The 18,521-nt window shown below is 69.0% G+C and carries 16 protein-coding genes, 2 tRNA genes and 1 pseudogene; 6 read left to right on the forward strand and 13 right to left on the reverse strand.

The genetic code is table 11. From position 1 onward, the window contains the following. The 3 genes and pseudogenes from ACAG25_RS21140 to ACAG25_RS21150 all read right to left on the reverse strand — a co-directional run. Window positions 1-508 (reverse strand): annotated as a pseudogene (locus ACAG25_RS21140) (hypothetical protein); the annotation flags it as partial. After that, window positions 505-2,781 (reverse strand): ATP-dependent DNA helicase RecG, encoded by a 2,277-nt coding sequence (gene recG, locus ACAG25_RS21145; protein ID WP_370490440.1) that lies wholly within the window; start codon window positions 2,779-2,781, stop codon window positions 505-507. The pseudogene ACAG25_RS21140 and the gene recG, both read right to left, overlap by 4 nt. 1 nt (window position 2,782) lies before the next feature. After that, on the reverse strand, window positions 2,783-4,408 hold the full coding sequence (locus tag ACAG25_RS21150) for a DAK2 domain-containing protein (protein WP_370490441.1): 1,626 nt from the start codon (window positions 4,406-4,408) through the stop codon (window positions 2,783-2,785). 248 nt (window positions 4,409-4,656) lie between these two features. Between ACAG25_RS21150 and rpmB the strand changes: the two genes are divergently transcribed. Then, complete coding sequence (gene rpmB / locus ACAG25_RS21155; protein WP_152516595.1) at window positions 4,657-4,851, forward strand: 50S ribosomal protein L28; 195 nt, start codon at window positions 4,657-4,659, stop codon at window positions 4,849-4,851. 21 nt (window positions 4,852-4,872) lie between these two features. Here the strand turns inward: rpmB and ACAG25_RS21160 are convergent, their stop codons facing one another. Both ACAG25_RS21160 and ACAG25_RS21165 read right to left on the reverse strand, forming a co-directional pair. Then, entirely contained in the window at window positions 4,873-5,550 is a 678-nt protein-coding gene (locus ACAG25_RS21160; protein ID WP_370490442.1) for a uracil-DNA glycosylase, read from the reverse strand. A gap of 18 nt (window positions 5,551-5,568) precedes the next feature. After that, window positions 5,569-6,531 carry a thiamine-phosphate kinase gene (locus ACAG25_RS21165; protein ID WP_370490443.1) on the reverse strand — a complete coding sequence of 321 codons (963 nt, stop codon included), beginning with the start codon at window positions 6,529-6,531 and terminating at the stop codon, window positions 5,569-5,571. A 236-nt stretch (window positions 6,532-6,767) separates the two neighbouring features. On the opposite strand from ACAG25_RS21165, the gene ACAG25_RS21170 reads away from it, so the two are divergent. Beyond that, a complete protein-coding gene (locus ACAG25_RS21170) occupies window positions 6,768-7,325 on the forward strand; it encodes a DUF3515 domain-containing protein (protein WP_370490444.1) in 558 nt (185 codons plus the stop codon). 7 nt (window positions 7,326-7,332) lie between these two features. Here the strand turns inward: ACAG25_RS21170 and ACAG25_RS21175 are convergent, their stop codons facing one another. Genes ACAG25_RS21175 through ACAG25_RS21185 form a run of 3 tightly spaced genes read right to left on the reverse strand, consistent with a single transcriptional unit; the run spans window position 7,333 to window position 10,577 of the window. After that, window positions 7,333-8,436, reverse strand: a complete 1,104-nt coding sequence (locus tag ACAG25_RS21175; protein WP_370490445.1) for a D-alanine--D-alanine ligase family protein — start codon at window positions 8,434-8,436, stop codon at window positions 7,333-7,335. 49 nt (window positions 8,437-8,485) lie between these two features. Further along, the gene (locus ACAG25_RS21180) at window positions 8,486-9,595 is read right to left on the reverse strand and encodes a cystathionine gamma-lyase (protein WP_370490446.1); all 1,110 of its coding nucleotides are present in this window, start codon (window positions 9,593-9,595) and stop codon (window positions 8,486-8,488) included. A gap of 4 nt (window positions 9,596-9,599) precedes the next feature. Next, on the reverse strand, window positions 9,600-10,577 hold the full coding sequence (locus ACAG25_RS21185; RefSeq protein WP_370490504.1) for an NAD(P)H-dependent glycerol-3-phosphate dehydrogenase: 978 nt from the start codon (window positions 10,575-10,577) through the stop codon (window positions 9,600-9,602). Between the two features lie 62 nt (window positions 10,578-10,639). Here ACAG25_RS21185 and cofC point away from each other — a divergent pair, with 62 nt between their 5' ends. From cofC to ACAG25_RS21200, 3 genes are all read left to right on the forward strand, one after another. Continuing rightward, the gene (gene cofC, locus ACAG25_RS21190) at window positions 10,640-11,314 is read left to right on the forward strand and encodes a 2-phospho-L-lactate guanylyltransferase (protein WP_370490447.1); all 675 of its coding nucleotides are present in this window, start codon (window positions 10,640-10,642) and stop codon (window positions 11,312-11,314) included. Window positions 11,315-11,377: 63 nt separating this feature from the next. Further along, window positions 11,378-13,546 carry an RNA degradosome polyphosphate kinase gene (locus tag ACAG25_RS21195; protein WP_370490448.1) on the forward strand — a complete coding sequence of 723 codons (2,169 nt, stop codon included), beginning with the start codon at window positions 11,378-11,380 and terminating at the stop codon, window positions 13,544-13,546. Window positions 13,547-13,593: 47 nt separating this feature from the next. Beyond that, on the forward strand, window positions 13,594-14,508 hold the full coding sequence (locus ACAG25_RS21200; protein ID WP_370490449.1) for an NUDIX domain-containing protein: 915 nt from the start codon (window positions 13,594-13,596) through the stop codon (window positions 14,506-14,508). A 64-nt stretch (window positions 14,509-14,572) separates the two neighbouring features. On the opposite strand, the gene ACAG25_RS21205 is transcribed toward ACAG25_RS21200, so the two are convergent. The 3 genes from ACAG25_RS21205 to leuC all read right to left on the reverse strand — a co-directional run bounded on the left by ACAG25_RS21205 (window position 14,573) and on the right by leuC (window position 17,447). Further along, window positions 14,573-15,172 (reverse strand): HU family DNA-binding protein, encoded by a 600-nt coding sequence (locus tag ACAG25_RS21205; protein ID WP_370490450.1) that lies wholly within the window; start codon window positions 15,170-15,172, stop codon window positions 14,573-14,575. A 213-nt stretch (window positions 15,173-15,385) separates the two neighbouring features. Next, window positions 15,386-15,979, reverse strand: coding sequence for a 3-isopropylmalate dehydratase small subunit (gene leuD / locus ACAG25_RS21210; protein WP_370490451.1), 594 nt, complete (start codon window positions 15,977-15,979; stop codon window positions 15,386-15,388). Between the two features lie 22 nt (window positions 15,980-16,001). Then, complete coding sequence (gene leuC / locus ACAG25_RS21215; protein ID WP_370490452.1) at window positions 16,002-17,447, reverse strand: 3-isopropylmalate dehydratase large subunit; 1,446 nt, start codon at window positions 17,445-17,447, stop codon at window positions 16,002-16,004. Between the two features lie 37 nt (window positions 17,448-17,484). Between leuC and ACAG25_RS21220 the strand changes: the two genes are divergently transcribed. Beyond that, window positions 17,485-18,186 carry an IclR family transcriptional regulator gene (locus ACAG25_RS21220; protein WP_370490453.1) on the forward strand — a complete coding sequence of 234 codons (702 nt, stop codon included), beginning with the start codon at window positions 17,485-17,487 and terminating at the stop codon, window positions 18,184-18,186. Window positions 18,187-18,237: 51 nt separating this feature from the next. Here the strand turns inward: ACAG25_RS21220 and ACAG25_RS21225 are convergent. Together ACAG25_RS21225 and ACAG25_RS21230 are read right to left on the reverse strand one after the other, a co-directional pair. Continuing rightward, window positions 18,238-18,310, reverse strand: a tRNA-Glu gene (locus tag ACAG25_RS21225). Window positions 18,311-18,374: 64 nt separating this feature from the next. Continuing rightward, window positions 18,375-18,446: transfer RNA gene (locus ACAG25_RS21230), tRNA-Gln, on the reverse strand. Window positions 18,447-18,521: the final 75 nt, after the last annotated feature.

Here is an 18,521-nt window from a genome sequence, read left to right on the forward strand (position 1 = left end):
GGACGCTGACAGTCAGCGGCATGGCATCGACGCCCAGAACAGGGAAAACATCGAATCTGTGCGTGTGAGTTGCGGATAAAAGGTGGTCGATCTGGACCGCTGCGCCGGTCTGTGCGCCGCGCACGAACGGCACCGTCGCGTTGGTGTACGGGTCCAGCAGCGTTCCGGTGGCCACCGCCGTCGGGCACCGCGAGATCGCGACGTAGGTCTTGTCGAGCAGGTCCCGCTCGAGGATGTCGTTGCGGGTGTCGCAGCCGTTGCGGCCGCCGGGTGCAGAGGTCTCGTCGGTCCAGGACTCGCCGAACGCGTCGCGCCGGTAGTCGTGGCTGCGCACGCGGGCCTCGACCTGCGCGAGGCCGCCCAGTACGTCGGTGCCCGGCGCGACGGTCGGCAGATCGGCGTGCGCGATGTATTCCGACGGCCGCCCCGCGGTGGTGGTGACCTGGTAGGCCACGATGACCGACAGCACCGTGGCCACGGCCAGCCACAGGAGGTGTCTGCGGGTCACGACATGTCCAGGAATGCCACGCGGTCGGTGTCGGTGAACGGGGCCGACAGCATCGTCATGCCGGGATGTTCGGGATCGGACCGGTAGACGGTTTCACACAGTTCGCGCGCGGCCAGGATGATGTCGAGGTGGTGGGCCAGCGACAGGAACCGCAGCGACACCGCGCGGCCCGACTGGTGGTAGCCCAGCACATCGCCCTCGCTGCGTTCCTGCAGGTCCAGATCCGCCAGGGCGAAACCGTCCAACGTGCCGGCGACGGCCTGAAGGCGTTGTCCGGCTTTGGAACTCTCCGGCAGGTTGGTGGCCAGCAGACACAGGCTCGGGTGGGCGCCGCGCCCGATCCGCCCGCGCAGCTGGTGCAACTGGCTGATGCCGAACCGGTCGGCGTCCATCACGACCATGACGGTCGCGTTGGGCACGTCCACCCCGACCTCGATGACCGTCGTGCACACCAGCACGTCGATGTCACCGGCGCGGAACGCGGCCATCACCGCGTCCTTCTCGTCGGCGGGCAACCGGCCGTGCATGAGCCCCAGCCGCAGTCCCCGCAGTGGTCCGCGCTGCAGTCGCTCGAACAGCTCGACGACGGTCACCGGCGGCGGGCCACCGGACTGTGCCTGCGGGGCGGACTTTTTCGCGGACTTGGCCCTGTCCGGTTCCTTGTCGGAATCGATGCCCCCGGGTTGGTCGCCCTCGTCGATGCGGGAGGCCACCACATAGGCCTGCCGGCCCTCGCGCACCTCCTCGGCGATGCGGGCCCACGCGCGATCCAGCCAGGTCGGCTTCTCCCGGGCGAAGATGGTCCGCGTGGTGATCGGCTGACGCCCGCGGGGCAACTCCCGCAACGTGGAGGTCTCCAGATCGCCGTAGACCGTCAGCGCGACGGTCCGCGGGATCGGGGTCGCCGTCATCACCAGAAGATGCGGGGTGATGCCCTCAGGAGCCTTGGCGCGCAGGCGATCTCGTTGCTCCACCCCGAACCGGTGCTGTTCGTCGACGACCACCATGCCCAGGCGGTCGAACTCCACCGCATCCTGCAGCAGCGCGTGTGTCCCGATCACGATCCCGGCTTCCCCCGACGCGACGACCGCACGCACCTCGCGCTTCTGCGCGGCCGACATCGATCCGGTCAACAGCGCGACCCGCGTCGCGAGCTCCGCTCCGCCCAACTGACCCGCCATGGCCAGCGGTCCCATCATCGCGCGGATCGACTGGGCGTGCTGGGCGGCGAGCACTTCGGTGGGTGCGAGCAACGCGCACTGGTAGCCGGCATCGACCATCTGCAGCATGGCCAGCAGCGACACGATGGTCTTGCCCGAGCCGACCTCACCCTGCAGCATCCGGTTCATGGGCCGGGACGCGGCCAGTTCCGCCGACAGCACCTCGAGCACCTCGCGCTGACCCGCGGTCAGGTCGAATGGCAACTGCGCGCCCATCGCCGACGCCAGACCGTCGTCGCGCGGCGGTGCGACCGGACCGGTGCCGTGCAGTTCGCGGTTCCGCCGCACCACCAGGCCCCACTGCAGGCCGATGGCTTCGTCGTAGGTCAGCCGGGTGATCGCGCGGGTCCGGTCCCGCTGATTGTCGGCGAGGTGAACCGCACGCAGCGCATCGTCTTCGGCCATCAGATCGTGTTCGCGCACAAACCAATCCGGCAGCGGTTCGGGTACCGGGTCCAGCACCGCGAGGAGCTGCCGCACGCACGCGTAGATGTCCCAGGTCTGCACCTTCGCGCTGGCCGGGTAGATCGGGAAGAAGTCGCGCTCGAACGCGGCGAGCAGATCCTCTCCGGTCTTCTCCGCGCTGGAGGCGATGGCGGCCAGCGACTTGGACCCGCCGGTCTTCCCTTCGGGCGACTCCAGCACCAAGAACGCCGGGTGCGTCAGCTGCAGGACACCGCGGAAGTAGCCGACGACCCCGGAGAGCATCACCTTGGCGCCCGCCTTGAGCGAGTGCTTGAGATATTTCGCGTTGAAGAAGGTCGCGGTGACCTTCGGGCGCCGGTCGCCGAGCGTGACCACCAGGAACTCGCGCTTGGGGGTGCGGTTGGTGTACTTCAACTCGGCCTTGGTGATCACGTCGATGAACGTGACGTGCTCACCTTCCTCGAGATCGAGGTCCTCGCCTTCGCCGCGCACGGTCATCGCGTCGCTGTACTTGCGGGGGAAGTAACGCAGCAGGTCGGCGACGGTGTGCAGGCCGAGGTGTTCTTCGAGCTGATCGGCGGCCTTGCGGCCGATCACGAAGTCCAGGCGGTCGTCGAGGCGCGCCATCTCACTCGACCCCGATCAGCAGCGCGTCACTGCGGTGCCCGGTGTGGAAGACCGTCAGTTCGGTGCCCGGATGACGCGCATGCATGTGCTCGGCCAGCGCGTCTCCGACGTCTGCGCCCACACCGACGCCCAGCAGCACCGTGACCAGCTCGCCGCCCGCGGCCAGCAGCAGGTCGATGAGCCCCGAGGCGGCGGCGACGATGTCGGCGCCGACGATGACCACCTCGTCACCGGTGATGCCCAGTCCGTCCCCGGGCCGGCACGGTCCGGCCCACGTCAGCGCCTCCTCGGTGGAGACGCGCACCGAGCCGCAGCGGGCCCCACCCGTGGCGCGGGCCATGGTGTAGCCGTCGTCGACCAGCGGCCGGTCGGGGTCGTGTACCGCCAGCGCGGCCAGGCCCTGCACCATCGAGCCCGTCGGCACGGGAACCATCATGATTCCCCAGTCCGAGGCGACCGCCCAGCCGGCGAGCAGTTCCTCGGCGGCGACGTAGCCGTTGGGCAGCACCACCACCTGTGCGGCACCGGTGTTGACCAGCGCGTGCAACAGCTGCTGCGCGCTGATCGGCACCTCCGGGTCGAACGGCAGCACGTGCGCCCCTTCGCCGCCGAAGAGGCGTTCGGCGCCTTCTCCGTCGACGACGGCGAGCACGGCGCGTTCCCGGGTCCACGCCCCGGCGCCGTGGCCGCCCCCGTGCAGCGAGGTGATCTGGATGTTGCTGGGGGTACCGAAACGCAGCGCGAGTTCGACGGCGGCGCCGGCGTCGTCGGCGTGCACGTGGACCGAGTACCGCGGCGGCGCGCCGTCACCGGCGGCCGAGGTGGCGATGGCCACCGAGTCACCGAGCTCGTCGAGACAGGCGCGCAACTCCTCGACGTCGGTGGGGTCGCATCCGGCCAACAGGTACATCACCTCGAACTGGGGTGTCCCGTCGGCGGGCGCCGCATCGACGTGGGCGGGTTCGTACGTGCGCCGTTTCGGCGCATGCCCGGCCAGGGTGACGGTGAGCGCGTCGAGAAGAACCAGCAGGCCGCGGCCGCCCGCATCGACCACGCCTGCCTCGGCGAGGACGTCGAGCTGGGTCGGGGTGCGTTCGAGCGCGTCGGCGGCTGCGTCCGCGGCCGCGCCGACCACCTCGGCCGGTCCCCGGTGGTGGCTCAGCGCCGCCTCGGCGCCGCATGCGGCTGCCTGCAGCACCGAGACGATGGTGCCGTCGACCACCTCCCCCATCGAGGCCGCGACCAGATCGACGGCGTGCCGCAGGGCGTCGGCCACCAGTGCCGCGTCGACCTCGGTCAGCCGGCCACCGCGCTGAGCTGCCGCGACGCGGGAGACGTCGGCCAGCGCGCGCAGAATCTGCGAGAGGATCACCCCGGAGTTGCCGCGCGCACCCCGCAACGCGCCGTCGGCCATCGCGGCGGTCAGCGTCGCGAGGTCGTCGTCTTCGCAGCCGTCCGCCTGCGCCCACGCGGCACGCATGGTGAACAGCATGTTGGTGCCGGTGTCGGCGTCGGCGACCGGGAAGACGTTCAGTCGGTTGATCTCGTCGGTGTGGGTGATCAGGTCGGCCACCGCGGAGTGCGCCCAGCGGCGCAGAGCGGGGGCGTCGAGCCGCCGAGCCGCCATCGCACCTCCCACACCACCCGCGCGTTGCGCATCGAAAACCGGGTCGGACCGCCGCCGCCGTGCGCGTCAGCCTAGTCAGTGGAGGCGACACCGCCGAAGACCCGTCCTCGGCGCTGTGGATGACCGCCCGTCCGGCGATTTTGGTCCTTCTGGATCAGCCGGTATCCTGATCGGGTTGTCGGGTCGCGCCGCCATCTCGGCGGCTCCGAGGACCCGAACCCCAAGAACTGACTCGAGGAGTTTCACATATGGCTGCCGTGTGCGAGATCTGCGGGAAGGGCCCCGGCTTCGGTAAGTCGGTGTCGCACTCCCATCGCCGGACCAGCCGTCGGTGGGACCCGAACATCCAGTCCGTGCGTGCGGTGACGCGTCCGGGCGGCAACAAGCAGCGCGTCAACGTCTGCACCTCCTGCCTGAAGGCCGGGAAGGTCTCGCGCGGCTAGTTCCGCGCAGCGTCTGCATCGTCAGGGCAGGCGCCAGTCCACCGGTTCGGCGCCCATCTGTTCGAGCAGGCCGTTGGCTCTACTGAACGGTCTCGACCCGAAGAACCCGCGTGACGCCGACAACGGCGACGGGTGCGCCGACTCGATCGTGCGGGTGTCGCCGAGCATCGGCTTCAACGTGGCGGCGTCGCGTCCCCACAGGATCGCCACCAACGGTCGGTTGCGTGCCACCAGCGCACGGATCGCGCATTCGGTGACCGCCTCCCAGCCCTTGCCACGGTGCGACGCCGGAGTGCCGGGACGGACCGTCAGAACTCGGTTGAGCAACATGACCCCCTGCTGCGCCCACGGCGTCAGATCACCGGTGGCAGGGCGGGGCAGGCCGAGGTCCTCGCAGTACTCCTTGAAGATGTTGTCCAGGCTGCGCGGCAGCGGACGGACGTCGGGCGCGACCGAGAAGCTCAGCCCCACCGCATGTCCGACCGTCGGATAGGGGTCCTGCCCGACGATCAGCACGCGCACGGCGTCGAACGGAAATGTGAACGCGCGCAGCACATTCGGCCCGGCCGGCAGATAGCGGTGACCGGCGGCCAGCTCGGCGCGCAGGAACTCCCCCATCTTGGTGACCTGGGGCTCGACGGGAGCCAGTTCACGGGCCCAGACGGGGTCGATCAGTTCGGTGAGAGGTCGCGCAGTCACGAGAGGCCAACTTAGCGGTCAGTAGGACCGCCAGCCCACGGCCCCACCCCACTCGGCGCCGTCCACGCTCACCCGCGCGGTGCCGTCGGCGGCCGAGACCCGCCCTATCGGCCGCCATCCCGGTGGCGCCGCAGCGGGAAAGGTCGCGACCAGCGCATGATCTTCTCCCCCGCCGAACACCCAGTCGCGGGGGTCTGCCCCGACCGCGCGGGCCGCCCCGGAAACCGCATCGACGTCTTCGGTCAACGCGTCGGCGACCAGGTCGATGTGCACACCCGAGGCCACCGCGACATGGCCCAGGTCGGCCAGCAGGCCGTCGGAGACGTCGATCATCGACCGGGCGCCCCACTGTGCGGCGACGCGGCCCTGACCGTAGGGCGGTTCGGGCACCAGGTGGCGGCGACGCAGATCGGGAAATTCGTCGATTCCGCTGTCCCACAGCGCATGCCCCGCCGCCGAACGACCCAGTTCGCCGCAGACCGCCACGGTGTCACCCACCCGCGCGCCGCTGCGCTGCACCGGAGCCCGGCCCTCGAGGTCGCCCATCGCGGCGATCGAGATCACCCACAGCGGGGCCCGCACCATGTCTCCCCCGACCACCCCGGCACCGGTCAGATCGGCCTCGTGCCACAGACCGTCGGCCAGTTCGACCGCACGCGCGGTGGGGGTTTCGGCGGGCGCGGCGAACCCGACGACGTAGGCGGTGGCCCGGGCGCCCATCGCCTCGATGTCGGCGGCGTTCTGCGCGACGGCTTTTCGGCCGATGTCGTGCGGAGAGGACCAATGCAGCCGGAAGTGCCGGTCCTGCACCAGCATGTCGGTGCACAGGACGGCACGTGCGTCCGGCGCGGCCACCACCGCCGCGTCGTCACCGGGTCCGACGGCCACGCCCGGTGGCTGACGGCGGTCACCGACCAGCCGCGCGATCACCGCGAACTCGCCGGTCTGCGCGAGCGTCGGGTCGTGCTCGTCGGCCGTCATGTCAGCTCCTCGGGTCGGCGTCGTGGCCTGGAGGTCGGCGCGACCTGCGGTAGGTTTGGTGCCCTGCGGCGTGCAGTCTATGCAGGTGAACGAAGGAGGGACGCCAGTGGTCGAGGCTTTCGTCCTGATCCGGACCGAGGTCGGGCGCGCCGAAGCCGTCGCCGCAGCGCTGACCGGGTGCAGCGGGGTGCGCTCCGCCGAATACGGCTCCGGCGCGCTGCGCTGAGGGTGCGCCGGTGACGAATCCATCCGAAGACGGACCCTCGCGCGGGGTGTTGGTCGCGACGCTGGTGGTCGCGATCGGCGCGGTGGTGGCCGTCGTCGTCGCCGTCGCCGTCCTGCAGCATCAGGCCGGGCGCGCGCCCGTCCCGGTGGCGGGTCTGCCTGCCCCGGAATCCGAGAGCCAGTCCTGCCGCGACCTGCTCGCGGCACTACCCGACCAACTCGGCGATCACCGGCGGGCCGACCTGGCCGAGCCCGCACCGCCCGGCGCCGCCGCGTGGCAGCGGGACGACGGCGGCGAACCGGTGATCCTGCGCTGCGGCCTGGCCCGGCCCGCCGAATTCGTCGTCGGCGCGCCCCTGCAGATGGTCGACGCGGTCTCCTGGCTGCGGATCGGCGAGGACGGAGTCACCGACAGCGACGGACGGACCACCTGGTTCACGGTGGACCGGCCGGTCTACGTCGCGCTGACGCTGCCCGCGGATTCGGGTCCGGCACCGATCCAGGAGCTGTCGGCGGCGATCACCGCGTCGCTGCCCGAACGCCCGATCGACCCGGCCCCGGCGCGTTGAGCCCCGGTCAGCGCAGGCCGGTGCCGCGGGCCAGCGCGGTGTCGACCATCGTGGCCAGCAGGGTCGGATAGTCCACGCCGCTGGCCGCCCACATTCGCGGATACATCGAGATGGTGGTGAACCCGGGCATGGTGTTGATCTCGTTGATGACCGGACCGTCGGGGGTCAGGAAGAAGTCCACCCGCGCCAGGCCCTGGCAGTCTATCGCGGCGAAGGCCTGCACCGACAACGCCCGGATCTCCTCGGCGACCCGGTCCTCGACCTTGGCCGGCACGTCGAGTTCGGCGGCGTCGGCCAGATACTTCGTCTGGAAGTCGTAGAAGCCGTCCTCCCGGCCGCGCACACCGGCGACCCGGATCTCGCCCACGGCGCTGGCCTCGACCCGGCCGTCGGGGAACTCGAGGACCCCGCACTCGAGTTCGCGTCCGGGGATCGCGGCCTCGACGATGACCTTCGGGTCGTGCCGCCGGGCCTCGTCGACCGCGTCGCCCAGCTCCGACCAGGAGGTCACCCGGCTCACGCCGATCGACGAACCGCCACGGGCCGGTTTGACGAAGACGGGCAGCCCGAGCCGTTCGCGTTCCTCGGGCGTCAGGTCGGCGCGGCGACCGCGCAACACCACGTGGTCACCGATCGGCAGGTTCGCGGCCACCAACAGCTTCTTGGTGAACTCCTTGTCCATCCCGACCGCACTGGCCAGCACCCCTGCGCCGACATAAGGAACACCGGCCAGCTCGAGCAGACCCTGGATGGTGCCGTCCTCCCCGTACGGACCGTGCAGCACGGGGAACACCACATCGACCGATGCGAGCATCTCTCCGGCGTCCGCGCCGAGGGACACCAGCTGCCCCTGCCGGCGCGGGTCGGCGACGAGGGTCAGCTCGGTGCTCGACGACGGGTCGACGGCGGGCAGCCTGCCGTCGGTGATGGCCAGCGTCTCGGGCCGGGCGTCGGTCAGCATCCAGGCGCCGTCGGTGGAGATCCCCACCGCGACCACCTCGAACCGCTGCGGGTCGAGGTTGCGCAGGATGCTGCCTGCGGAAACACACGAGATCGCGTGTTCGGAGCTGCGTCCGCCGTAGACGACGGCAACGCGGGTGCGGGCAGTCACAACCTAGAGAGGCTACCGGCCGCCCGGGCACGGCCCGGGATGCGACCGGTCACGGCCCGGGTAGCGCCGCCGCGAGATCGGCCAGGATGTCGTCGGTGTCCTCGATGCCCAGCGAGATGCGGGCGAACCCGTCGGGCACGGCATCACCCCATCGGGCGCGGCGGTCGACCGAGGTGTGGATCCCGCCGAAGCTGGTCGAGGCGACGAGCAACGCGCTGCGCTCGACCAGTTCGTGCACGGCCCGGGCATCGTCGAGTTCCACGGCCACCACCCCGCCGAACCGGCGCATCTGCACCGAGGCCACCGAGTGCGCACGGTCTTCGGGCAACCCCGGGTAACGCACGGCGCGCACCGCCGGATGGGTGCGCAGCATCACGGCGGCGGCCGCCGCGTTCTGGCACTGCCGTTCGAACCGCAGTCCGAACGTGCCCAGGCTGCGCAGCAACAGCCAGGCTTCGAACGCGCCGAGCACGGGACCGGTGTGGAGTCGCTCGGTCCGCAGCCGCTCCATGAGGTCGGGCTGGTTGCCGGCGGCGTATCCGGCCAGCAGATCGTGATGGCCGGCCAGGGCTTTGGTGGCGCTGGCCACCACGAGGTCGGCGCCCAGCGACAACGGTTGCTGCCCCAGCGGCGTCGCCGTGGTGTTGTCGACCACCAGGGTCGCGCCGCGGGCACGGCACGTCAGCGCCAACCGATGCAGGTCCACCACGTCCAGACCCGGGTTCGACGGTGTCTCCGCCAGCACCACGTCGGCGTGCTCGGCGGCGGTACACATCTGGTCCCAGTGCGCCTCCACGACGGTGGCGCCGCGCGGGGTGAAGTAGTCGCGGGCGTAGGTGCGGACCTGGTAGTACCCGTCGGCCGGTACGACCACGGTGTGGCCGGGCCGGACCAGCACCCGCAGCGCAGCGCTGACGGCGGCCATTCCCGAGCCGAAAATCACTGCGGTAGAAGCACCTTCGAGAGCCGCGAGGGCGGATTCGAGTTGTCGCCAGGTGGGATTGGAGCGTCGCCCGTACGTGTCGGTCGAGTCGTCCTCGGCCGCGTCGAGGTGGTAGGCCGCGGCCGGGACCGGGTAGGGGGCGACCGGCGCGCCCGGAAAGCGTTCGTTGTCGGTGGCTTTCACGCTGCGGGTGGAGTCACCGTAGTGCGGGGTCAACGTCTCACTCCGGCTTGGTGGTGCGCCCCAGCAGCAACGACACCGCCTCGTCGACGGAGAGCCCCTGGTGGCACACGCGGTGCACGGCCTCGGTCAGTGGCATCTCCACGTCGTAGCTCGAGGCCAGCGCGAGCACCGACACACACGAGGTGACACCCTCGGCGACATGACCTCCGGTCGCGGCCAATGCCGCTTCCATCGTGCCGCCACCGCCCAACCGTTCGCCGAACGAGCGGTTCCTCGAGTACGGCGACATGCAGGTGGCCACCAGGTCGCCGATCCCCGCGAGCCCAGCCAGGGTCGCCGACTTGGCGCCCAACGCGATTCCCAGCCGCATGATCTCGGCCAGACCGCGCGTGATGATCGCCGCGGCGGTGTTCTCACCGAGCCCCACACCGGCGGCCATCCCGCACGCCAACGCGATGACGTTCTTGCACGCGCCGCCGATCTCGGTGCCGATCACGTCGGCGTTGGTGTAAGGCCGCAGATAGCTGGTGGACAACGCGCGTTGCAGGGCGACGGCGCGACCGGAGTCCGTGCAGGCCACCACCGTGGCGGCGGGTTGCTCTTCGGCGATCTCGCGGGCCAGGTTGGGTCCGCTGACCACCGCCACCCGACCGGGGTCGGCGCCGGTCACCTGCACGATCACCTGACTCATCCGCATCAACGTGTTCAACTCGATGCCCTTGGCCAGGCTGACCAGGGTGGCGTCCGCGCCGAGGGCATCGGTCCAACGAGCAAGGTTGTCGCGCATGGTCTGCGCAGGCACCGCGAGCAGCACGGTGCACGCACCGGACAGCGCGTCGGCCGGGTCGCTGGTGGCGCGGATCGATTCGGGGAGAGCGACGTCGAGGTAGGCCGCGTTGCGGTGCGTGCGGTTGATCTCGTCGGCGAGTTCGGGACGGCGCGTCCACAACGTGACGTCGTTCCCGGCGTCTGCCAACACCTTGGCCAGAGCGCTCCCCCACGCTCCGGCACCCATCACCGCCGCTTCGACCACCGCTTCAGCGTAACCGGCGAGCGCGGACTGGCAGGATGGCCTTCGTGAGCGGCACCGACCCCACCGCGGCCGCCCGACCGCCGGCTCACCAGGCCGACGTCGGCGTGGTGGTCGCGGTCAAGCGGCTCGCGGCAGCCAAGACGCGGCTGGCGCCGATGTTTTCGGCGCCCGACCGCGAAGAGGTGGTGCTGGCCATGCTCGTCGACACCGTCACCGCCGCTCTGGCCGTCCCCGCCGTAGCGACGGTGCTGGTGGTGACCCCCGACCGGATGGCCGCCGACGCGGCCGAGCAGGTCGGCGCCCGCGCGCTGACCGACCCCACCCCTTCGGGCCACTCCGACCCGCTCAACAACGCCCTGACCGCGGCTGCGGACCTGGCCGCGCGGGAAGGTCCGAACATCGTTGCGCTGCAAGGAGATCTGCCTGCCCTGCAGCCGTATGAACTCGCCGAGGCGATTGCCTCGGCACGGGCCGTGGGCCGCGCCTTCGTCGCCGATCGGCACGGCGACGGCACCGCGGCGCTGCTGGCTTTCGGCACCCCACTGGCCCCGTGTTTCGGCGCCGATTCCGCGAATCGGCACCGCCGTTCGGGGGCGGTCGAACTGCAGGGCCGGTGGCCCGGTCTTCGATGTGACATCGACACTCCAGAAGATCTGGAGGCTGCCCAGCGCATCGGAGTGGGCCCGGCCACCACCAAGGCGCTGACGTCGCATCGGTGAACGTCTGACGGACATCGACGGCTGCGCTGGCCGGACCGCGCGTACATAGGGAATCATCGACTCATGACCGAAGCCCAGATCGGGACGCCGAACTCGGATGTCGCCGATGCCGCGCCGGCCGCCGCCGATTCGACTCCGGTGGCGCCGCCGGCGGCGACCGCGCCGACCATCGAGAACCCGCTGCCCGACGATCGGTACCTCAACAGGGAACTGAGTTGGCTGGACTTCAATTCGCGGGTCCTCGCGCTCGCCGCCGACCCGTCGCTGCCGCTTCTCGAACGCGCGAAGTTCCTCGCGATCTTCGCCTCCAATCTCGACGAGTTCTACATGGTGCGCGTCGCCGGCCTGAAACGCCGCGACGAGATGGGGCTGTCGGTCCGCTCGGCCGACGGCCTGTCCCCGCGTGAACAACTGCGCCGCATCAGCGAGCGCACGCAGCAGATCGCCAGCCGCCACGCCCGCGTGTTCCTCGACTCGGTGCGTCCGGCGCTGGCCGACCACGGGATCGTGATCGTGACGTGGAACGAGCTCGACGATTCCGAACGTTCCCGGCTGTCGACGTACTTCCACGAACAGGTCTTCCCGGTACTGACCCCGCTGGCCGTCGATCCGGCCCACCCGTTTCCGTTCGTCAGCGGTCTGAGTCTGAACCTGGCCATCACCGTCAAGCACCCCGATGACGGCGGTCAGCACTTCGCCCGGATCAAGGTGCCCGACAACGTCGATCGGTTCGTCGAGCTGCAGGGCGGCCCCGGAAACGACGACGAGGTGCGCTTCCTGCCGATGGAGGAGCTGATCGCCGCGTTTCTCCCGGTGCTGTTCCCGGGCCTGGAAGTGGTCGAGCACCACGCGTTCCGGATCACCCGCAACGCCGATTTCGAGGTCGAGGAGGACCGCGACGAGGACCTGCTGCAGGCACTTGAACGCGAACTCGCCCGACGCCGCTTCGGATCCCCGGTGCGCCTGGAGGTCTCCGACGACATGACCGAGGGCATGCTCGAGCTGTTGTTGCGCGAACTCGACGTCGCTCCCGGTGACGTCGTCGAAGTGCCTGGTCTGCTGGATCTCTCGTCGCTGTGGCAGATCTACAACGTGGACCGCCCGGCGTTGAAGGACCCGCCGTTCGTGCCTGCCACCCCACCTGCGTTCGGCGAACGGGAGACCCCCAAGAGCATCTTCGCCGCGCTGCGTGACGGTGATGTCCTCGTCCACCATCCCTACGATTCGTTCTCCACGACCGTGCAGCGCTTCATCGAGCAGGCCGCGGCGGACCCGAATGTGCTGGCGATCAAACAGACGCTGTATCGCACCTCCGGTGACTCGCCCATCGTCAACGCCCTCATCGACGCCGCCGAGGCGGGCAAGCAGGTCGTCGCCCTGGTCGAGATCAAGGCGCGGTTCGACGAACAAGCCAACATCAAATGGGCCCGCACGCTGGAACAGGCGGGTGTGCATGTGGTTTACGGCCTGATCGGGTTGAAGACACATTGCAAGACCTGTCTGGTGGTGCGCCGTGAGGGTTCGGTCATCCGCCGCTACTGCCATGTCGGTACCGGGAACTACAACCCGAAGACGGCGCGACTGTACGAGGACATCGGGCTGTTGACCGCGGCGCCCGACATCGGCGCGGACCTGACCGACCTGTTCAACTCGTTGACCGGCTACTCGCGCAAGGATTCCTACCGCAATCTCCTGGTCGCTCCCTACGGTGTGCGCAAGGGCATCATCGAACGGATCGAGCGGGAGATCGCCGCCACCCGCGACGGAGCCGACGGCCGGATCCGGCTGAAGGCCAACGCCTTGGTCGACGAACAGGTCATCGATGCGCTGTACCGCGCCTCGCAGGCCGGGGTCCGCGTCGAGGTGGTGGTCCGCGGCATCTGCGCGCTGCGTCCCGGGGCGCCCGAGTACTCCGAGAACATCACGGTGCGCTCGATTCTGGGGCGATTCCTCGAGCATTCCCGGATCATCCACTTCCGCGCGATCGACGAGTACTGGATCGGCAGCGCCGACATGATGCACCGCAATCTGGACCGGCGCGTGGAAGTCATGGCCCAGGTGAAGGACCCGCGGCTCGGCACGCAACTCGACGACATCTTCGAATCGGCCATGGATCCGTCCACCCGGTGCTGGGAACTCGGCGCCGACGGCCGGTGGACGGCGTCTCCGCGCGAAGGTCACACCGTGCGCGACCACCAGGTGTCGATGATGAAACGCCACCGCCAGCCGTGACCGTGGATTCCCAGAGTTGTTGTGCCGTGACGAGATGTGAGGGTTGAGTGTCCAAGGATCGCTCCGGGTCGAAGATCGTGCGCGCCGCCGGTGCCGTGCTCTGGCGCGCCGTGCCGAACGCCGACGAACCCGAGATCGCCGTCATCCACCGCCCGCGCTACGACGACTGGTCGCTGCCCAAGGGCAAGGTCGACCCCGGTGAGACCGAGCCCGTGACCGCGGTACGCGAGATCGCCGAGGAAACCGGGTATCACGCGCGTTTGGGGCGGCGCCTGGTCTCGGTGAGCTACCCCGTCGACGAGGGCGTGAAGAAGGTCTGTTACTGGGCGGCGCAGGCGGTCGGCGGGGACTTCGTCGTCAACGACGAGGTCGACGAACTGAAGTGGCTGCCGGTCCGTGCAGCCATGGAACAGCTGGGCTACGCGCAGGACCGCAAGGTGCTGCGGCGTTTCGCGAAGCTGCCCGCCGACACGGCCACGGTGCTCGTCGTCCGGCACGCCACCGCGGGAAGCAAATCGAGGTGGCGCGGGGACGACCGAAAACGCCCGCTGGACAAGCACGGTCGCGCCCAGGCCGAGGCTCTGGTGCCGTTGCTGGGCGCGTTCGGGGCGCAGGACCTGTTCGCCGCCAGCCGGGAGCGTTGCCGGCAGACGTTGACCCCGCTGGCCGAGGAACTCTGCGTGGACATCCACGACGAGCCGACGCTGACCGAGGAAGCGTACGCCGACAAACCGAAGCCGGCGCGTCACCGGATGCTCGAGATCGCCGAGCACGCCAGGACTCCGGTGGTCTGCACCCAGGGCAAGGTGATTCCGGACCTGATCGGGTGGTGGTGCGGCCGCGACGGCGTCCGGCCGGACAAGTCACGAAACCGTAAGGGCAGCGTCTGGGTGCTGTCGCTGGCCGGCGGTCGACTGGTCGCCGCCGATCACCTCGACAGTGCGTTGCCTGCGAAGAGCTGAGCCGCCCGAACACCAGAAACGCCGCGGGTCATGACGACCCGCGGCGTGTCCGGTGGAACTGAATCTATTTGCGACCGCGCTTGGCCGGAGCCTTCTTGGCTGCGGTCTTCTTGGCCGGAGCCTTCTTGGCTGCGGTCTTGGTGGCTGCCTTCTTGGCCGGAGCCTTCTTGGCTGCGGTCTTGGTGGCTGCCTTCTTCGCCGGAGCCTTCTTGGCTGCGGTCTTGGTGGCTGCCTTCTTCGCCGGAGCCTTCTTCGCCGCGGTCTTCTTGGCGGGCGCCGACTTCTTGGCGGCGGCCTTCTTGGCCGGAGACTTCTTGGCCGCCTTGCGCGCAGTGCCGCCGGCGGTGACGCCGCGCTTGACCGCGGGGCCCTCGGCCGGAAGCTTCTGGGCGCCGGACACAACGGCCTTGAACTGAGCGCCGGGACGGAACGCCGGAACGTTGGTCGGCTTCACCTTCACCGTCTCACCCGTGCGCGGGTTGCGCGCGACCCGGGCGGCGCGACGGCGCTGCTCGAAAACACCGAAGCCGGTGATGGTCACGCTGTCGCCCTTGTGCACAGCGCGCACAATCGTGTCGACGACGTTCTCCACCGCGGCAGTCGCCTGCCGACGATCCGAGCCCAATTTCTCCGTGAGTACGTCGATGAGCTCTGCTTTATTCATGCAAAACCTCCGGATAACAGTGGTCCTCCTTGGACCGACTAGAGGACACGGTAAACCCATTGGCTGCTGATTTCCAAGAGCCACGCGCAATTTCAGGCGATGCCAGCGAACTTTTTTCAATCCGCTTGCCGCACATATTGTCCTACCGGAGGCCGCGAAATGCAGATCGCAGCCGGGCGATTTCGGTAATTTCGACCCGTCAGGCCGACCCTGTCACGCCTGCAGGGTTCGTGGTTTCCAGGTTGGGCGACGAGTCTCGTACTCTTCGATTTCTGCCGATTTCCGCAGCGTAAGGCCTATATCGTCGAGTCCTTCGAGCAATCGCCAAGCGGTGTAATCGTCAATGTTGAACCGCACCACGATGGTTCCCGCGGCAATTGTCCGATCTTGAAGATTCACAGTGATTTCCGCACCGGGATGACTCTCGATGTGCTTCCACAGGATTTCCACATCGTCCTGGGAGACCTCGGCGGCCAGTAGTCCGGCCTTGCCGGCGTTGCCCCGGAAGATGTCGGCGAACCGCGAGGAGATGACGACGCGGAACCCGAAGTCCATGAGCGCCCAGACCGCATGCTCGCGTGAGGAACCGGTCCCGAAATCCGGGCCGGCCACCAACACCGAACCCCGGTCGAACGGCGGCTGATTGAGCACGAACTCGGGATCTCTGCGCCAGCCGGCGAACAGACCGTCCTCGAATCCCGTTCGAGTCACCCGCTTCAGGTACTCCGCCGGGATGATCTGGTCGGTGTCGACGTTGGAGCGCCGCAGCGGGACTCCGATCCCGGTATGTGTGGTGAAGGCTTCCATCGAGAGTTCTCCTTGTCCGGGCTCAGCGAGCGGTCACGGGGTCGAGGTCGGCCGGTGAGGACAACGTCCCCCGCACCGCGGTGGCCGCCGCAACTGCCGGTGATACCAGGTGAGTTCGGCCACCTTTGCCTTGTCTGCCCTCGAAATTGCGGTTCGACGTCGACGCGCACCGCTCGCCCGGGGACAGTTGATCGGGGTTCATGCCCAGGCACATCGAGCATCCGGCCTGCCGCCACTCGGCTCCGGCGGCCAGGAAGATCTCGTCGAGCCCCTCCTCGCAGGCCTGCGCGCGCACCCGCATCGAGCCCGGCACGATCAGCATGCGGACGCTGTCGGCCACTCTTCGTCCACGCAGCACGTCGGCCACCACCCGCAGATCCTCGATCCGGCCGTTGGTGCACGATCCGACGAACACCGCATCGACGGCGATGTCGCGCATCGGAGTACCCGCCCGAAGGTCCATGTATGCCAAGGCCTTTTCCGCGGCGTGACGCTCGGCGTCGTCGGTCATCATCTCGGGGTCGGGCACGGAGTCGGCCAGCGGTACACCCTGTCCGGGATTGGTTCCCCAGGTGACGAACGGGCTCAGCGTCGCGGCGTCGATGTAGACCTCGGCGTCGAATACCGCACCCTCGTCGGTACGCAACTGGCGCCACGCCGCAACCGCGGCATCCCAGTCGGCGCCGGTCGGGGCATGGGGGCGGCCCCGCAGGAATTCGAACGTGGTGTCGTCGGGTGCGACCATCCCGGCGCGCGCGCCGGCTTCGATACTCATGTTGCAGATCGTCATCCGGCCTTCCATCGACAGCGATTCGATGGCACTGCCGCGGTATTCGATGACGTAGCCCTGACCGCCGCCGGTGCCGATCTTGGCAATGACGGCCAAGATGATGTCCTTGGCGCTGACTCCCGGCGGCAGCTCGCCGTCGACGTTGACCGCCATCGTTTTGAACGGGCGCAGCGGAAGTGTCTGCGTGGCAAGCACATGCTCGACCTCCGACGTTCCGATCCCCATGGCCAGTGCACCGAAGGCACCGTGGGTGGAGGTGTGGCTGTCGCCGCACACCACCGTCATTCCCGGCTGCGTCAAGCCCAGTTGAGGTCCGATGATGTGCACGATGCCCTGTTCCGCATCGCCCATCGAGTGCAGTCGGATGCCGAACTCTGCACAGTTTCGCCGAAGTGTCTCCACCTGGGTGCGCGAGATCGGGTCGGCGATCGGCTTGTCGATGTCGACGGTCGGGACGTTGTGGTCCTCGGTCGCGATGGTCAGGTCGGGCCGGCGCACCGGACGCCCGGCGAGTCGCAGCCCGTCGAAAGCCTGTGGACTGGTGACCTCGTGGACCAGATGCAGGTCGATGTAGATCAGGTCCGGTTCGCGGGCGGCGCCCTCACCGCTACCCGATACGACGACGTGATCGCTCCACACCTTCTCGGCGAGTGTGCGGCGTGACGCTGTGGCAGTCATTTGACGATCTCACATTCTGGGAAGCTAATATCTCTCTATGGGACAGGATAGCGGCATCGGCGTGCTGGACAAAGCGGTGGGCGTACTTCATGCCATCGCCGAGTCGCCCTGCGGGCTGGCAGATCTGTGCGAACGCACCGGGCTGCCCCGCGCCACCGCACACCGCCTGGCCGTCGGCCTGGAGGTGCACCGGCTGCTGACCCGCGACGCCGACGGCCAGTGGCGGCTGGGTCCCGCAATCACCGAACTGGCCGCCCACGTCCGTGACCCATTGCTGGCGGCCGGGACGGTGGTCCTCCCCCGCCTGCGGGAGCTGACCGGCGAGAGCGTGCAGTTGTACCGTCGGGAAGGCACCTCGCGTGTCTGCGTCGCCGCACTGGAACCCCCTGCCGGACTTCGCGATACGGTTCCGGTCGGCACCAGGCTGCCGATGACGGCGGGTTCGGGGGCCAAGGTCCTGCTTGCCTACGCCGACAGCGCGACCCAACAGGCGGTGCTGCCGACGGCGATGTTCACCGAACGGACTCTGGCCGAGGTCCGCCGACGCGGCTGGGCGCAGAGCGCCGCCGAGCGCGAGCCCGGCGTGGCGAGCGTGTCGGCTCCGGTGCGCGACGCCCGCGGCGCGGTGATCGCGGCGGTGTCGGTGTCGGGACCGATCGACCGTATGGGACGGCGACCGGGTGCGCGGTGGGCCGCCGACCTGGTGGCAGCAGCCGACGCATTGACCCGGCGACTCTAGCGCCGGACAGAGAAAAAGGCTCTGGACCGTTGCGGTCCAGAGCCGATGTTGTACCCCCGATGGGATTCGAACCCACGCTACCGCCGTGAGAGGGCGGCGTCCTAGGCCGCTAGACGACGGGGGCCAGAACTGTTCTTCGGTGGGTCAGCATATCTCAGGTGCGAGTACCGACCTAATCACCTCAGTCGCTGGGGTACCAGGACTCGAACCTAGAATGGCTGAACCAGAATCAGCTGTGTTGCCAATTACACCATACCCCAATGAGCATCTGTCACCGCTGGTCACAGATCCTTCTCGGCCCGACACACCCCAGCGTTGCCGTGGTGCGCCCTTTT

Origin of the sequence: Mycobacterium sp. pV006, from assembly GCF_041287115.1 — a bacterium.
In the GTDB taxonomy this organism is placed as follows: domain Bacteria; phylum Actinomycetota; class Actinomycetes; order Mycobacteriales; family Mycobacteriaceae; genus Mycobacterium.

What these genes read in the sequence shown, in the direction of transcription:
- recG (WP_370490440.1), bottom strand. Translation starts at nt 2,781, where the DNA reads ATGGCGCGCCTCGACGACCGCCTGGACTTCGTGATCGGCCGCAAGGCC.
- ACAG25_RS21150 (WP_370490441.1), bottom strand. Translation starts at nt 4,408, where the DNA reads ATGGCGGCTCGGCGGCTCGACGCCCCCGCTCTGCGCCGCTGGGCGCAC.
- rpmB (WP_152516595.1), top strand. Translation starts at nt 4,657, where the DNA reads ATGGCTGCCGTGTGCGAGATCTGCGGGAAGGGCCCCGGCTTCGGTAAG.
- ACAG25_RS21165 (WP_370490443.1), bottom strand. Translation starts at nt 6,531, where the DNA reads ATGACGGCCGACGAGCACGACCCGACGCTCGCGCAGACCGGCGAGTTC.
- ACAG25_RS21185 (WP_370490504.1), bottom strand. Translation starts at nt 10,577, where the DNA reads ATGGGTGCCGGAGCGTGGGGGAGCGCTCTGGCCAAGGTGTTGGCAGAC.
- ACAG25_RS21195 (WP_370490448.1), top strand. Translation starts at nt 11,378, where the DNA reads ATGACCGAAGCCCAGATCGGGACGCCGAACTCGGATGTCGCCGATGCC.
- ACAG25_RS21205 (WP_370490450.1), bottom strand. Translation starts at nt 15,172, where the DNA reads ATGAATAAAGCAGAGCTCATCGACGTACTCACGGAGAAATTGGGCTCG.
- leuD (WP_370490451.1), bottom strand. Translation starts at nt 15,979, where the DNA reads ATGGAAGCCTTCACCACACATACCGGGATCGGAGTCCCGCTGCGGCGC.
- leuC (WP_370490452.1), bottom strand. Translation starts at nt 17,447, where the DNA reads ATGACTGCCACAGCGTCACGCCGCACACTCGCCGAGAAGGTGTGGAGC.
- ACAG25_RS21220 (WP_370490453.1), top strand. Translation starts at nt 17,485, where the DNA reads ATGGGACAGGATAGCGGCATCGGCGTGCTGGACAAAGCGGTGGGCGTA.